This is a genomic window from Candidatus Pantoea symbiotica, assembly GCF_056491525.1.
Genome location: NZ_JBSZHR010000002.1, coordinates 405521 through 420537 on the forward strand (window position 1 = coordinate 405521; position 15017 = coordinate 420537).

Sequence of the window (15017 nt, forward strand, 5' to 3'; positions counted from 1 at the left end):
TCCCCCTCCTCGGTCCTCCCCCATAAATGGGGGAGGAAGACGTTGCCCAATGCCAGTAATGAACATGTATATGGCAGCGTCTCCTTCCCCCATTTATGGGGGAAGGCCGGGATGGGGGACAGCCAGCACAACCTCTTACTGCGTTGATTTCACCGGATGATCAGGCTTCTTATCGTTACCCGCGATGTACGGGCTCCACGGCTGGGCGCGAACCGGTTGCTGGGTCTGCCACACTACGTTGAACTGACCGTTCTCTTCCACTTCGCCAATCATTACTGGTTTGTGCAGGTGATGGTTGGTTTTATCCATGGTCAGGGTGAAACCGTCTGGCGCTTTGAAGGTTTGTCCCGCCATCGCCGCGCGCACTTTATCCACATCGGTGGTGCCCGCTTTCTCTACCGCCTGCGCCCACATATGCAGGCCAACGTAGGTCGCTTCCATCGGGTCGTTGGTCACCACGGTGTTAGCGTTCGGCAGGTTATGCGCCTTAGCGTATGCGCGGTAATCCGCAACAAATTTGGCGTTGGTTGGGTTATCCACCGACTCGAAGTAGTTCCACGCCGCTAACTGTCCGACCAGCGGTTTGGTATCGATGCCACGCAATTCTTCCTCGCCGACCGAGAAGGCGATCACTGGAATATCCGTGGCTTTAATGCCCTGGTTCGCCAGCTCTTTGTAGAACGGCACGTTGGAATCGCCGTTGATGGTGGAGATCACCGCCGTTTTGCCACCGGCAGAGAACTTCTTGATGTTGGAGACGATGGTCTGATAATCGCTGTAACCAAACGGCGTATAGACCTCTTCGATGTCTTTATCCTGTACGCCTTTGGTGTGCAGGAAGGCGCGCAGAATCTTGTTGGTGGTGCGCGGATAGACGTAGTCGGTGCCCAGCAGGAAGAAGCGTTTTGCGCTGCCGCCATCTTCACTCATCAGGTATTCCACCGCCGGAATCGCCTGCTGGTTCGGCGCGGCGCCGGTATAGAACACGTTCGGCGACATCTCTTCACCTTCATACTGCACCGGATAGAACAGCAGGCCGTTCAGCTCCTCAAACACCGGCAGCACCGATTTACGCGATACCGAGGTCCAGCAGCCAAACACCGCCGCCACTTTGTCCTGGGTCAGCAGCTGGCGCGCTTTCTCAGCAAACAGCGGCCAGTTAGAAGCCGGATCGACCACCACCGGTTCCAGCTTTTTGCCCAGCACGCCGCCTTTGGCGTTGATCTCATCGATAGTCATCAGCGCCACATCCTTCAGCGGCGTTTCGGAGATCGCCATGGTGCCGGAGAGCGAGGACATAATGCCCACCTTGATGGTGTCAGCAGCCTGCGCCGCAAAGGCAAAGCCCATGCTGGCAACAGAGGCAGAGAGCGCGAAAGCTTTGAGCAACGAACGTCTTTTCATCAGTAAACCCCTCACTATGTTTGTATTGTTATTCAATGGGTTGAAGTCGAGCCTGCTGTAACATATGCAATGTGATCTTTCTGACCTCTGCCTTACTGACGGCGATGTGGTCGGTTAAAATGCGCTGCGCCTCCTCGGTTTGTTGCTGGAAAATCGCCCGTAAAATCTGAGCGTGCTCGCGGTATGTCGCCTCCATGCGGTCGTCACGGGTAAAATCGAGACGGCGAATGATGCGGATTTTTTCGGTCAGTTCGGCGTGGATGCGCGCCATCTCCTGATTGCCAGCGGCGGCCACCAGCGCCATGTGAAAGGCTTCATCCTGCGCCGAAACCGCTTTGCCATCGGCCAGCGGCGGCGCATCGATCCAGAAGCTTTGCAGCGCGGTCAGCATGTCGGTGCATAGCGGTGCGGGCAGCGCGCACAAGCGGCGCACCGCCTCGCACTCCAGCACGGTGCGAAAGTCGTACAGCTCTTCGAAATATTCGAAGTCGAACGGCTTCACCTGCCAGCCGCTGCGAAACCACACTTCGACGTAGCCCTCACGCTCCAGCCAGAACAGCGCCTGACGCACCGGCGTGCGGCTCACTTCCAGCCGATCGGCGATTTCGTTTTCGCTGAAGCGGTCGCCCGGCATCAGTCGGAACTCAAAAATGTCCTGCTTCAGCGCCTGGTAAACCTTCTCGGCCAGCGCTTCCGGACGACCTTTGCTACGAGGGCTCGTGTTCATGCAAACTCCTTATTCCAGCCACAGCAGGGCATCGCCCGGACTCACCGGACGTCCTGCCTGGCAGGCAATGCGTTTCACCGTGCCTGCCTGCGGCGCGACAATCGCCAGTTCCATTTTCATCGCTTCCACGATGATCAGCGTTTGACCGGCTTCCACCGCGTCGCCCGGCTGCACCAGCACTTTCCAGATATTGCCGTTCATATCGGCGCACACCGCCAGCGCATCGTCGTCGGCTTCGGCCACCACCAGGGTCTCCTCGCTGGTGAGCGGCGCGTTCTGCTCTTCCTGCGCCCACAGCGTCACTTCCTGCTCGAAGGCGGCGGACTGACGCTGACGGAAATCGCTGATTGACGCGGCGTTTTCGGCGAGGAATTGATGATGAGCGGCGAAGTCGAATACCGTTTCTTCGATGCGCACCGTGGCGCGGCCTTCACGGAAGTCATCGCGCAGCTGCGTCAGTTCGTCTTCCGTTACCGGGTAGAAGCGCACCTGATCGAAAAAGTGCAGTAGCCACGGCTCGTCGGCCGCGAACTGATGGTTTTTGAGGAACTTGTTCCAGATTGGCAGCGTGCGGCCTACCAGTTGATAGCCGCCGGGTGAGTCCATGCCGTAGATGCACATGTACATGCCGCCAATGCCGACCGTGCCTTCGGCGGTAAAGGTGCGCGCCGGGCTGTATTTGGAGCTCAGCAGGCGATGGCGTGGATCGATCGGTACCGCGCACGGCGCGCCGAGATAGACATCGCCGAGGCCGAGAATCAGATAGCTGGCATCAAAAATCGTGTCGCGCACCGCTTCACGGCTCTCTAAACCATTAATACGCTGGATAAAGTCGACGTTATTTGGCAACCACGGCGCACTGGCACGCACGGTTTCTTTGTAACGTTCGACCGCGCCGAGCGTGGCGCTGTCTTCGAAGGCCATCGGCATCCAGACAATGCGTGATGGCACTTTCAGCTGGCTGACATCGCCGAGTCCGGCTTCCAGTTCCAGCAGCAGCTGCATCAGCTGTTTCTGGCTGAGAATCAGGCTGTCGTAGCGCACCTGCAAAGAGCGCACGCCCGGCGACAACTCTTCCACGCCCGGCACCGCGCGTTCACGCAATGCATTCATCAACAGATGCACGCGCAGACGCAGCGCCAAATCCAGTACGTTATCGCCGTACTCAATCAGCACATATTTGTCGCCCGCCTGACGATAAACCGCCGCTGGCGTGGTTGCCGTGGCGGGGAGCGCAGCCAGCAAGGTGGCGGAACCGATAGCGCTGGCCGCTAAAGAGGGCACTTCAAAGGCTGGCGCGTGGCTGCTGCGCAGGGTGGCCACGCTGTGCGCCTGGGCTTTTTCCAGCGCCACCGCTTCGTCGGCGCTGATCGGGTGGAAGCGGATTTTATCGCCCGGTTTCACCTGACCCACTTTCCACAGTTCAGCTTTGGCGATGGTTACCGGGCAGACGAAGCCGCCGAGACTTGGGCCGTCGTGCGTCAGGATCACCGGGAAGTCGCCGGTGAAGTTCACCGCGCCGATGGCGTATTCGCAGTCATGCACGTTGGAGGGATGCAGACCGGCTTCGCCACCGTTGGCGCGCGTCCACGTTGGTTTCGGGCCTACCAAACGCACGCCGAGGCGGTTGGAGTTGTAGTGCACCTGCCAGTCGCTGGCAAAGAACTCATCAATCGCCGCCTGGGTGAAGAAATCCGGTGCGCCGTGCGGTCCATATAGCACGCCGATGCGCCATTCCGTACCGTAATGCGGCACCAGCGCATGATCGAGCGCCTGCGGTGCGCTGACCGGCGCGGGCGTGGTGCAAGCGGCGAGCTGCGGCTGGGAGATTGGCAGCATGTCGGCGACGCGCAAGGTGCGTCCGGCGTGGCCGCCAAACTGGCCGAGCGAGAAGGTGGAGCGGCTGCCGAGATATTCCGGCACGTCGAACCCGTTGCGCACCGCTAAGTAGGTGCGACAGCCGCTCTGCGCGCGGCCCAGCGTCAGCGTTTGTCCTGCTTTGACGCTAACGGGCTGCCAGTACGCAATGCTTTCGCCATCGACGTCGGCTGGGCAATCTGCGCCTGTTAAGGCAATCACCGCATCGCTGTGGAAGCGCAGCGTGGGGCCTTGCAGAGTGAATTCCAGGCCGGCGGCGCTGTCGTGGTTGCCGACAATGCGGTTGGCGAGGCGGAAGGCGAAATCGTCCATTGGGCCGGACGGCGGCACGCCGATATCCCAGTAGCCGAGGCGGCCAGGGAAATCCTGAATGCTGCTGAAGGTGCCGGGTTGCAGTACTTCAATCACGCTGGCGGCGGGCGTGAAGCTATCAAGGAAGCGCGTCCAGACTTTGCCGCTGCGGAAGGCGTCGATGGCGACGATCTGGCGCAGATAATCGAGGTTAGTGGCGATGCCATGCAGTTGGGTAGCGGCCAGCGCCTGCTGCATCTTTTCCAGTGCGGCTTCGCGCGTGTCGGCATGCACGATTAGCTTGGCGACCATCGGATCGTAATACGCCGAGACTTCGGTGCCGGTATCGATCCAGCCATCGACGCGCACATCATCCGGGAAACAGACGCCGGTCAACACGCCCGGACTTGGCTGGAAGTTTTTCAGTGGATCTTCAGCGTAGATACGTACTTCAATCGATGCGCCTTGCGGAGCCTGTTGCAGACGCGCCCAGTCGATGGCATCGCCAGCGGCCACTTTCAACATGCACTCAACCAGGTCGAGGCCGGTGACGCATTCGGTGACCGGATGTTCCACCTGCAAGCGGGTGTTCACTTCAAGGAAGTAGAACGCATCTTGCTCGGCGTCGTAGATGTATTCCACCGTACCGGCGCTGCGATAGTTCACCAGTTCGCCGAGGCGAACGGCGGAAGAGAGCAGCGCTTCACGCGTTGCCTGCGGCAGATTGGGTGCCGGCGTCTCTTCCACCACTTTTTGGTTGCGGCGCTGCAACGAGCAGTCGCGTTCGCCGAGCGCGATCACTTTGCCGCTGCCGTCGCCAAAAATCTGCACTTCAACGTGGCGCGCGCGGTCGATGCAGCGTTCTAAAAACACGCCTGCATCGCTGAAGAACTGCTCGCCCAGACGGCGCACGCTTTCCCACGCATTGCCCAGCGCATCGGCGTCGGCGCAGCGCGTCAGGCCAATGCCGCCGCCGCCTGCGGTGCTTTTCAGCATCACCGGATAGCCGATGGTGTCGGCGGCGCTCAAGGCTTCATCCAGCGAACTCAGCAGCGGCGTGCCTGGCGTCATCGGCACGCCCGCGCTGGCGGCTAACTCTCGCGCGCGGTGTTTCAGGCCAAACTCGCCAATCTGCTGCGCGGTTGGGCCGACAAAGGCGATGCCGGCTTTTTCACAGGCGTCGGCAAACGGCAGGCTTTCTGACAGGAAACCGTAGCCCGGCCAGATGGCTTCCGCGCCGGTTTCCTGTGCGGCGGCGAGGATTTTATCGATGCGTAAATAGCTGTCGCTGGCTTTGTCGCCGCCGAGGGCGATGGCGACGTCAGCTTCTTTGACGTGGCGCGCGTTGCGATCGGCATCGGAATAGACGGCAACGCTTTTCACGCCGAGGCGTTTTAAGGTGCGGATGGCGCGGCAGGCGATTTCGCCACGGTTAGCAATCAGAACGGTGCTGAACATGCTTATTTACTCCCCTGAGAAGCCAGCCAGTTGCGCCAGCCGCCAAATTCGGTAATTTCCAGCGCCTGCGACAGCACCGCTGGTTCACAGATAAAGCCTTTGACGATGCGTCCGTCGGCCAGCGTCAGCGAGCCAATGCCGAGCGGCGCCGGGATTTCCGCCACGAACTCGCCAAAGCGCGCCAGCGGGATATCCCACAGTTCCACGGTGATCGCTGCACCGCTTTCGCCACGCAGCAGGCCCGGCTTCTTAATCGGGCCATCAAGCAGGGCGAACAGGCGGTAATTGCTGGCGGTTTGCGTCTCTTCTACTAAAACCGCCTGGCGTGTAGTGAGCTGGAAGTTGAGCGGCATGCCGGTGAGATGCGCGCCCACCACCGCCACGCGGACGTGATCGGCGGACACTGGCAATGCGCCTTGCTGAGCAGGCTGCGCTTTGCCGGTGGCACCGAGCGGCAGCGCCATCTGCTGCTGCCAGCGCAGGCCAAAACCGGCCAACGCACGATCCTGCCAGGCAGGCGCAATCAGCGTGATGCCGGCGGGCAAACCATCGGCACGGAACGGCGCAGGCAGCGCCAGCGCGCTGAGATCGGCGAGGTTGGTGAAGTTGGTGTAGGTGCCGAACTGCGAGTTGTAATGCACCGGCTCCTGCTGCATCTCGGCCAGCGTATGGATGGTTGGCGAGGTGGGCACCACCAGCGCATCGAACTGCGCCAGCGTTTGCTGAATCTGGCGCGTCAGTTCGGCGCGCAGATATTCCGCCTGATAGGCTTCGACCGCAGTGTATTTCAGGCCGCTGCTGACGATGCCGTACACCACCGGATCCATCTCTTCCGGACGATTGATCATCTCGCCCACCGCCACGGTGCGTTCGGCAACCCACGGACCGTAATAGAGCTGCTCGGCTAATTGATGGAACAGGGAAAAATCGATCGGATGCAGTGTTGCGCCGCCAGCCTGCAATTGCTCCAGCGCCGCCAGCCATGCCGCTTCGGCCTGCTTGTCGCCGAAGAACTCGGGCGTGGCGGGAATGGCGAAATCGGGCTGCGCTTTGAAGCTGGCTGGCGCGGTGTGCGGATTGCTGCGCGAATAGGCATCGCCCGCGTCATAGCCGCCCGCCGCCGTAGCCACCGCGAAGGCATCTTCGACCGTTAACGCGAACACGGAAATGGTGTCATTGAGGCGGCAAGCCGGTACCACACCGCTGGCGGAGAACCAGCCTTTAGTCGGTTTGAGGCCAACGATGTTGTTGAAACCGGCGGGCACGCGGCCCGAACCGGCGGTGTCGGTGCCGAGCGAGAAGCCCACCAGACCGCGCGCCAGCACCGACGCTGAACCGGAGCTGGAGCCGCCGCTGACGTAATCAGGGTTGAAAGTGTTGCTCACCGCGCCAAATGGCGAACGCGTGCCGACTAAGCCGGTGGCGTATTGGTCGAGGTTGGTTTTGCCAATCACCACCGCGCCTGCTGCTTTGAGCTGCGCGACGACAAAGGCATCGGCATCGGCGGTGTAGGTGAAGGCGGGGCAGGCGGCGCTGGTTGGCCAGCCAGCGACATCAATATTATCTTTTACCGCAAACGGCACGCCAAACAGCGGCAGTGCGGCTGGGTTACGCTGATAACTCGCCAGCAGCGGTTCAATTTGTGCCTGCAGCTGCGCGGGCGTGGCGAGATAGAGCCAGGCGTTATCCTGCGCGTCGATTGCGTCGAGATGGGCCGCCAGCAAGGCGGTAATTTGTTGTGGATCCTGTTGGTAACTGCGTTGCCAATCCTGGAGCGTAAAGCCAAAGGTCGATGCCATGAGTGAATTCCAACTGGTATACAAGATGGAATTCAACAGAGCAAAGCGCGTGCCATTTTTGTAAGCCGATGAAACCGCGTAGTTAATTGATGTGTAATAAGTTTTCCTGATGATAAATTGCACAACGGCGGCGCAAAGGCTGCGCAATGGCGGTGCGCGAGCGTAAATTTTGTGAAGAACATGGCAAGAGACGGTTGGCCTGGTTAGCATGAAGGATGTCTGGCATGAGCTGGATCGCAGCACTGAGAGGAGAGCGTAATGGAGAAGTGGCGTTACTGGATGCTAGGGATCTGTCTGGTCAGCACGGCCAGCAGCGTATGGGCCGATTCGCTGGATCAGCAGCGACAGCGCTATGCGCAAATCAAGCAAGCCTGGGATAACAAACAGATGGACCAGGTGACGCAGCTGATGCCGACGCTGCAGGATTATCCGCTCTACCCGTATCTGCAATATCGCCTGCTGGCGCAAGATCTCGATCAAGAGACGCCGCTGGCGGTGAAGAACTTTATTCAACAGTATCCCACGCTGCCACCGGCGCGCTCGCTCTCAACGCGCTTTGTGAATGTGCTGGCGAATCGTCAGGATTGGCAGGGCGTGCTGAGTTTCAGCCCGGATGAACCCAAGCCGGTGCAGGCGCGCTGTAACTGGTATTACGCCAAGTGGGCCACCGGCCAGCAGCAGGCGGCGTTTGCCGGTGCGAAAGAGATTTGGCTGCGCGGCACCGCGTTGCCGAACGACTGCGACAAACTGTTCTCGGTATGGCAGGCCAGCGGGCAACTCTCGCCGATCACCATCCTCGAGCGCATTCGTTTGGCGATGAAAGCCGGTAACGACAGCCTGGTGAATTACCTGGCGAAAATGCTGCCGGCGGATTATCAAACCACTGCCAGCGCGCTGATTGCGCTGCAGCAGAATCCGCAAACCGTTACCACCTTTGCCAGCACCATGGGGCCAACCGATTTCACCCGCATGGCAACCAGCTACGCTTTCGCCCGCGTGGCGCGTGAGGACATGGACAACGCGCGCATGATGATCCCGCAACTGGTGCAGGCGCAGAAGATGAGCCAGGCCGATGAGCAGGATCTGAAAGAGACTGTGGTGTGGCGCATGATGGGCGCGGATCTCACCAGCGAGCAGGCGCGCTGGCGTGATGCGGTGGTGATGAACAGCGAATCTACCGCGCTGGTGGAGCGTCGCGTACGTCTGGCGCTGAGCCAGAACGATCGTCGTGGTCTCAATACCTGGATCGCGCGGTTGCCGGTGGAAGCCAAAGAGAAAGATGAGTGGCAATACTGGCAGGCGGATTTGCTGATTTCGCAGGGCCGCAAAGAGGAAGCCAACGATATTTTGCGTAAGCTGATGCAGGCGCGCGGCTTCTATCCGATGGTCGCGGCGCAGCGCTTGGGTGTGGAGTATCCGTTGCAGGTCGATAAGGCACCGGCAGCTGACAGCACCGTGACGCAAGGCGCGGAAATGGCGCGCGTGCGTGAGCTGATGTATTGGGGATTGGATAACCTGGCGCGCAGTGAATGGGCCAATCTGATCTCCAGCAAAACCCGTTCGCAGCAGCAGATGCTGGCGCGTTACGCCAACGAGCAGGATTGGTGGGATCTCAGCGTGCAGGCCACCATTACTGCAAAAATGTGGGATAGCCTGAAAGAGCGCTTCCCGCTGGCGTGGCAAAACCTTTATCAGCAATACACCAGCGACAAAGGCATTCCGCAGAGTTATGCGATGGCGATTTCGCGTCAGGAAAGCGCGTGGAACCCGAAAGCGCGTTCACCAGTGGGCGCCAGCGGATTAATGCAGGTGATGCCTGGCACGGCGACACATACCGTGAAGATGTATAACATTCCCGGCTATGTGAACAGCAGCCAGCTGCTGGATCCGCAGACCAATATTCAGATCGGGACGCAGTATCTGGAGTACGTCTATCAGCAGTTTGGTCAGAACCGCATCTTCTCTTCGGCCGCCTATAACGCTGGTCCGGGACGCGTGCGCAGCTGGCAGAAAACCAGCGGCGGTAATCTGGATGCGGTGGCGTTTATCGAAACCATTCCGTTCTCAGAAACGCGTGGCTACGTGAAAAACGTGCTGGCCTACGATGCCTATTACCGCTACTTCATGGGCAAGCCGGACAAGATTCTCGCCGACAGTGAGTGGAATCGCCAGTATTGACTGTGCTATGCTTCCGTACTCGTTAATGAGTACGGAAGCCCTTCATGAGCCAACCCCTTTCTTCCCAGCCGGAATCGGCTCAGCCTGTTGAAGATAACTGGCTGCGTTTTATCGAACTGATGCAAAACGCTTTTGCCGATGGCGTGGCGCTGCCGTTATTGCAACTGATGATGACGCCGGATGAACGTGAATCCTACGGGACGCGTTTGCGCATTATTGAAGAGTTGATGAGCGGCGAGATGAGCCAGCGTGAACTGAAGAATGAGTTGGGCGTGGGCATCGCCACCATTACGCGTGGCTCTAACAGCCTGAAAGAGGCGCCGCCAGAGCTGAAACGCTGGCTGGAAGCGCGTCTCGGTCGCGATTAACGCTGGCTGTAGAGCGGATGCGTGAACGGACACAGCGCCAGAATCAACGCCTGATGGTAGACGCTGGAGCGGCTCAGCAGGCCGTGGGTTAAGGCTCCAATCGCGCCGCCTTTGTGTTTGATATTCTCCACGCCGGTTAAGCGTGCCATCTCATCACCCAATTCATTCCCGGCAGCTAAGCCTGTCACGACAATCGGCGGCAGCGTAAAGCTGGCTGAACGTGATTCACCGCGCTGCTGCGCGTTTTCAATCACCATCCACGCAAAGGCGCAATCGCCTTCAATGCCCGCTTCAATCGCCACCCAGTAATCGGCCTGTGGACGCGCCTGACGCGCGTTCTCTACCCGCTGGCGTGCGCCAGTTCGCGTTTCAACATCACTAAGTGGCTGGGCTGGGACGCCGCTCTCGACCTCAACCCCTTCGATGTGGCAGGATCCTTCGCCGAAAACGTCGTTGAACGCCTGAGCAATCGCGCGAATTTTTGCCGGGTTGATGGTGGCTGCGACAACATGGTACATAATTGTTTGAACCCTCGAGGCAAATTTGTCGCAGTATAACGGAAATTAAGCATGCTACAGGTCTATCTTGTTCGTCACGGTGAAACGGTATGGAATGCGGCCCGACGCATTCAGGGGCAGTCTGACAGCCCGTTAACGGAAAAAGGTGAGCAGCAGGCGCATCAGGTGGGCGAGCGGGTGAAATCGCTGGGCATTACCCACGTGATTGCCAGCGATTTGGGACGTACGCGTCGTACGGCAGAAATTATCGCCGACGCGTGTGGCTGCACCGTTACGCTCGATGCGCGGCTGCGCGAGTTGAATATGGGCTGCCTGGAACAACGTCCACTCGACGGCTTGACCGAAGAAGAGGAAAACTGGCGAAAAACGCTGGTGGATGGCACCACGGCTGGGCGCATTCCGGGTGGCGAATCGATGGCGGAAATGGCCGCGCGTATGCACGAAGCGCTGAATGCGCTGCTCGAGCTGCCTGTAGGTAGCCGTCCGCTGATTGTCAGCCACGGTATGGCGCTGGGCGTGCTGGTCAGCACTATTCTCGGTTTGCCTGCGCATGCGGAGCGTCGTTTGCGTCTGCGTAACTGCTCGATTTCACGCGTGGATCATCAGCAGAGCGCGTGGCTGGCGGCCGGTTGGGTGGTTGAGACGGCGGGCGATGTGTCGCATCTGGATGCGCCAGCGCTGGATGAGTTGCAGCGTTGATCGGATGTGATGAATAAAGAGGTCGCCATGAATGGCGACCCTACGAAAGGATTAATGGTTCTGTGGGCGAATCGGAATCAGGTATTCGCAGCGGATTTCCGTTGGCGGCTCGCTACGCTTCTTACCACCGTGCGTGAAGAAACGCTCGATATCCTGTCCCTGACGACGCACTAATCCCAGCGTCGGCATGCAGGTGCCGTACAGCAGCAGGATGAATTCACCCAGCGCGCTGCGCGCACCGTTGTAGGTGAACTGCACATAATCTCCTGCTTCCAGCACTACGCTCTGATTCGACTGCATGCTTTTTGCCAGCTGATCGGCGGGCACCGCAGTGGTGTAGAGAATCTCCTGCTCATCATCCTTTTCATGGCTGGCACGCACCTGATGCAGGCCGTACAGCACCGGCGGCACCGTGTCGGTTTCCAGCAGGAACTGCTTCCAGAAATGCATGCGCATCTCATCACGGTAGCTGGAAATCTGCTCTAGCGTGCAGGAGTAACTCTGCGTTTGGCCGACCAGCACCGTTTCAGGCAGCGTAACAAACTGCGCTTCCGGAATGCTGTTATCGTCGAGACGAATCGGTGGGCGAATGCCAAACGAGTTCCACTCCGATGAGCGACGATACCAGGCGGGCGTTTGGTTGAACTGCTTTTTAAACGCACGGGTAAACGTCTGCTGCGAATCGAAGCGATATTGTAGTGCGATGTCGAGGATGGGGCGGCTGGTCAGGCGTAGCGCCACCGCGGCTTTCGACAGCCGACGCGCGCGAATATACGCACCAATCGCGTGGCTGGTTACTTCCTTGAACATCCGCTGCAGATGCCACTTGGAATAGCCTGCTTTCTGCGCAACGTTATCTAATGAAAGCGGTTGATCCAGATGGCTCTCCAGCCAGACAAGCAAATCGCGAATGATACCGGCTTGGTCCATAAAACATCCTCATAACTCTCTGGTGGCGCAACTATGAAGTCGTCGAATAATAGCACGAAATGCACAAAAGCGTGGGGGCGGTTTGCTAATCGAGTGTGCTAAGTCAATGCGGGTTAAAACCCGTTTAGGTTTGGTTCTGTGTTCGATTGACAGTACATTACATTCTCATCTATTCGATTGGCAATGGTAACTCAATGACAATAGCTCGTATTCTTATAATCACGTTGGCAACATATGTATTCAGTGCTGGCGTTCAGGCCGAAGAGATCGGCTCGGTAGACACGGTGTTCAAGATGTTTGGCCCCGATCATAAGATCGTGGTGGAAGCCTTCGATGACCCGGACGTAAAAAATGTAACCTGTTATATCAGCCGGGCCAAAACCGGCGGTATCAAAGGCGGATTGGGTTTGGCGGAAGATACGTCCGACTCGGCCATTTCCTGCCAACAGGTTGGGCCGGTAGAGCTTAGCGATAAAATCGCACAAGGCAAGGCGCAAGGTGAAGTCGTGTTCAGGAAACGCACATCGCTGGTGTTCAAGAAGCTGCAGGTGGTGCGCTTCTTTGACCAGAAACGTCATGCGCTGGTGTACCTAAGCTATTCCGACAAAGTAGTGGATGGATCGCCGAAGAATGCGCTGAGCGCCGTGCCGATTATGCCGTGGCATTAATGCAGACATAAAAAAACGCCCTGACGGGCGTTTTTTCTTTCAACTCTTAATCCTGCAGTTCGCCGCAGAAGCGGTAACCTTCGCCGTGAATAGTGGCGATGATTTCAGGCGTGTCTGGCGTGGATTCAAAATGCTTACGGATGCGGCGGATGGTGACATCCACGGTACGGTCATGCGGCTTCAGCTCGCGACCGGTCATCTTTTTCAGCAAGTCACCACGCGTTTGAATTTTGCCTGGATTCTCACAGAAGTGCAGCATGGCGCGGAATTCACTGCGCGGCAGCTTATACTGATCGCCGTTCGGGCTGATCAGTGAGCGGCTGTTAATATCCAGCTCCCAGCCATTAAAGCGATAGCTTTCAACCGTACGGCGCTCTTCACTTGGCATCGCCAGGTTCATGGTGCGCGACAGCAAGTTGCGTGCACGAATCGTCAATTCACGCGGGTTGAACGGTTTGGTGATGTAATCATCGGCACCGATTTCCAGACCGAGGATTTTATCCACTTCATTATCACGGCCGGTCAGGAACATCAGCGCGACGTTTGCTTGCTCACGCAGTTCGCGTGCCAGCAGCAAACCGTTTTTACCTGGCAGGTTGATATCCATAATCACCAGGTTGACGTCATTTTCCGTCAAAACCTGATGCATCTCGGCGCCGTCGGTGGCTTCATAGACCACGTAACCTTCTGCCTCAAAGATACTTTTGAGGGTGTTACGCGTGACCAGTTCGTCTTCAACGATAAGAATGTGCGGGGTCTGCATGTTTCGCTACCTAAAATTTGCCAACAAATCGAAAACAGGGCGTACGTCGGTTACGCAATTTTGCTGCAACCGGTATACGAAATAATCTTCGGAATACACCATCCATCTACGTCAACTTCAGTGTTAGCTCAGCCAGTCAGGATGGATATTTGCACGCCCCGAGGATATCGGACAGGCGCTCATCCTAACCGTATTAACAGCAACCTAACAGCACCAACAACAACCGATAAGCATAAAAACAACGCTTCGTTGACTTATATCAAATGCAAGTGTAGCACGTTAACACTTTTATGAAAAACTTCTCCAGGATTGCTAGTTTAGCTCACAAAATGCAGCATTTTTGCTACATTTATCCCTTATGCAACCAAAACTAAAACACGCAGGAAATTATATTTCAATGATATGAAAGAAAAGGGTTTTATATTAAATATGTCATATAATTTTGCTTATGCCTGCTAATTTCCACTACAGCTGGATTTATCCCTCTTTTAACATCATTAACATCTTATTTTCTCTGCTAGCCGCAGTTGGTATTTTCTCTCCTGCATGCCAACATAATGCGAGTTGTTAACAGTTCGATGGAAAAATCATGCATTTCCCCTTAATCCTTGTCTCTCCCGCCCGTCCGGAAAATATCGGTGCGGCTGCCCGCGCTATGAAAACCATGGGTTTTAGCGAGCTGCGCATTGTCGCCAGCGATGCCTGGCAAGATCCGGCAGCACGCCGCGTGGCGCACGGCGCCGGTGAGATCCTCGATAACGTCAAAACCTACGCCACGCTGAGCGAGGCGCTAAAGGATGTCGATTTTTCCGTGGCGACCACCGCGCGCAGCCGTGCGAAATTCCGCTATTACGCCACGCCTGCGCAGGTTGAAAACATCCTGCAGGAGAAGCGCCAATGGCTGAGCCGCATCGCGCTGGTGTTTGGCCGTGAAGACAGCGGTTTAACCAATGAAGAGCTGGAGCAGGTAGATCTGTTGACCGGCATCCCGATGGCCAATGATTATCCGTCGCTGAATCTCGGTCAGGCGGTGATGGTATATTGCTATCAACTGTCAGCGCTCAATCAGATAGCGGCTGAGACCGCGGAAGTGGCGAACGAGCTCCAACTGCAGGCATTGCGCCAGCGCTTCCATCAGTTGCTGGTTAAGCTGGACGTCAGCGATGACGTCAAAATGGCCGACTGGATCGATCAGCGTATTGGCCTGCTGGAACAGCGTGACAGCGCCATGCTGCATCGCTTGTTACATGACGTAGAAAAAAAACTTATAGATAATTGCTCGGATAAATCCTGAGTTGCTAGTGACTGATGCGGGAATCCGCCGCATCTCCTGAAC

The 15017-nt window shown here is 57.5% G+C and carries 12 protein-coding genes; 5 read left to right on the forward strand and 7 right to left on the reverse strand.

Features of this window, described 5'->3' with window-relative positions; all coding sequences use genetic code 11:
* Window positions 1-135 precede the first annotated feature (135 nt).
* The 4 genes from urtA to atzF are packed head-to-tail and all read right to left on the reverse strand — an operon-like array spanning window position 136 to window position 7557.
* Window positions 136-1404, reverse strand: coding sequence for an urea ABC transporter substrate-binding protein (gene urtA / locus ACXIZX_RS02505; protein ID WP_008108706.1), 1269 nt, complete (start codon window positions 1402-1404; stop codon window positions 136-138).
* A 28-nt stretch (window positions 1405-1432) separates the two neighbouring features.
* Complete coding sequence (locus tag ACXIZX_RS02510; RefSeq protein WP_479403538.1) at window positions 1433-2131, reverse strand: GntR family transcriptional regulator; 699 nt, start codon at window positions 2129-2131, stop codon at window positions 1433-1435.
* A gap of 9 nt (window positions 2132-2140) precedes the next feature.
* Window positions 2141-5758: an urea carboxylase gene (gene uca / locus ACXIZX_RS02515; RefSeq protein WP_479403539.1), complete on the reverse strand. Its 3618-nt coding sequence runs from the start codon at window positions 5756-5758 to the stop codon at window positions 2141-2143.
* A gap of 2 nt (window positions 5759-5760) precedes the next feature.
* Window positions 5761-7557, reverse strand: coding sequence for an allophanate hydrolase (gene atzF / locus ACXIZX_RS02520; RefSeq protein WP_479403540.1), 1797 nt, complete (start codon window positions 7555-7557; stop codon window positions 5761-5763).
* Between the two features lie 258 nt (window positions 7558-7815).
* Here atzF and sltY point away from each other — a divergent pair, with 258 nt between their 5' ends.
* Window positions 7816-9735: a murein transglycosylase gene (sltY, locus tag ACXIZX_RS02525; protein ID WP_479403541.1), complete on the forward strand. Its 1920-nt coding sequence runs from the start codon at window positions 7816-7818 to the stop codon at window positions 9733-9735.
* Window positions 9736-9779: 44 nt separating this feature from the next.
* Window positions 9780-10103, forward strand: a complete 324-nt coding sequence (gene trpR / locus ACXIZX_RS02530; protein ID WP_008108696.1) for a trp operon repressor — start codon at window positions 9780-9782, stop codon at window positions 10101-10103.
* Here the strand turns inward: trpR and yjjX are convergent.
* Window positions 10100-10621, reverse strand: coding sequence for an inosine/xanthosine triphosphatase (yjjX, locus tag ACXIZX_RS02535; protein ID WP_479403542.1), 522 nt, complete (start codon window positions 10619-10621; stop codon window positions 10100-10102). The genes trpR and yjjX overlap by 4 nt on opposite strands.
* A gap of 51 nt (window positions 10622-10672) precedes the next feature.
* Between yjjX and gpmB the strand changes: the two genes are divergently transcribed.
* A complete protein-coding gene (gene gpmB / locus ACXIZX_RS02540) occupies window positions 10673-11320 on the forward strand; it encodes a 2,3-diphosphoglycerate-dependent phosphoglycerate mutase GpmB (RefSeq protein ID WP_479403543.1) in 648 nt (215 codons plus the stop codon).
* A gap of 51 nt (window positions 11321-11371) precedes the next feature.
* Here the strand turns inward: gpmB and robA are convergent, their stop codons facing one another.
* The gene (gene robA / locus ACXIZX_RS02545) at window positions 11372-12250 is read right to left on the reverse strand and encodes an MDR efflux pump AcrAB transcriptional activator RobA (protein ID WP_008108690.1); all 879 of its coding nucleotides are present in this window, start codon (window positions 12248-12250) and stop codon (window positions 11372-11374) included.
* 194 nt (window positions 12251-12444) lie between these two features.
* Here robA and creA point away from each other — a divergent pair, with 194 nt between their 5' ends.
* Window positions 12445-12918 (forward strand): protein CreA, encoded by a 474-nt coding sequence (gene creA / locus ACXIZX_RS02550; protein ID WP_008108688.1) that lies wholly within the window; start codon window positions 12445-12447, stop codon window positions 12916-12918.
* A gap of 46 nt (window positions 12919-12964) precedes the next feature.
* On the opposite strand, the gene arcA is transcribed toward creA, so the two are convergent.
* Entirely contained in the window at window positions 12965-13681 is a 717-nt protein-coding gene (gene arcA, locus ACXIZX_RS02555; RefSeq protein WP_008108686.1) for a two-component system response regulator ArcA, read from the reverse strand.
* A gap of 589 nt (window positions 13682-14270) precedes the next feature.
* Here arcA and ACXIZX_RS02560 point away from each other — a divergent pair.
* Complete coding sequence (locus ACXIZX_RS02560) at window positions 14271-14975, forward strand: tRNA/rRNA methyltransferase (protein ID WP_008108682.1); 705 nt, start codon at window positions 14271-14273, stop codon at window positions 14973-14975.
* Window positions 14976-15017: the final 42 nt, after the last annotated feature.

Excerpts from the sequence above, each read along its gene's own strand:
- urtA (WP_008108706.1), bottom strand. The coding sequence starts at position 1,404 with ATGAAAAGACGTTCGTTGCTCAAAGCTTTCGCGCTCTCTGCCTCTGTT.
- ACXIZX_RS02510 (WP_479403538.1), bottom strand. The coding sequence starts at position 2,131 with ATGAACACGAGCCCTCGTAGCAAAGGTCGTCCGGAAGCGCTGGCCGAG.
- uca (WP_479403539.1), bottom strand. The coding sequence starts at position 5,758 with ATGTTCAGCACCGTTCTGATTGCTAACCGTGGCGAAATCGCCTGCCGC.
- atzF (WP_479403540.1), bottom strand. The coding sequence starts at position 7,557 with ATGGCATCGACCTTTGGCTTTACGCTCCAGGATTGGCAACGCAGTTAC.
- sltY (WP_479403541.1), top strand. The coding sequence starts at position 7,816 with ATGGAGAAGTGGCGTTACTGGATGCTAGGGATCTGTCTGGTCAGCACG.
- trpR (WP_008108696.1), top strand. The coding sequence starts at position 9,780 with ATGAGCCAACCCCTTTCTTCCCAGCCGGAATCGGCTCAGCCTGTTGAA.
- yjjX (WP_479403542.1), bottom strand. The coding sequence starts at position 10,621 with ATGTACCATGTTGTCGCAGCCACCATCAACCCGGCAAAAATTCGCGCG.
- gpmB (WP_479403543.1), top strand. The coding sequence starts at position 10,673 with ATGCTACAGGTCTATCTTGTTCGTCACGGTGAAACGGTATGGAATGCG.
- robA (WP_008108690.1), bottom strand. The coding sequence starts at position 12,250 with ATGGACCAAGCCGGTATCATTCGCGATTTGCTTGTCTGGCTGGAGAGC.
- creA (WP_008108688.1), top strand. The coding sequence starts at position 12,445 with ATGACAATAGCTCGTATTCTTATAATCACGTTGGCAACATATGTATTC.
- arcA (WP_008108686.1), bottom strand. The coding sequence starts at position 13,681 with ATGCAGACCCCGCACATTCTTATCGTTGAAGACGAACTGGTCACGCGT.
- ACXIZX_RS02560 (WP_008108682.1), top strand. The coding sequence starts at position 14,271 with ATGCATTTCCCCTTAATCCTTGTCTCTCCCGCCCGTCCGGAAAATATC.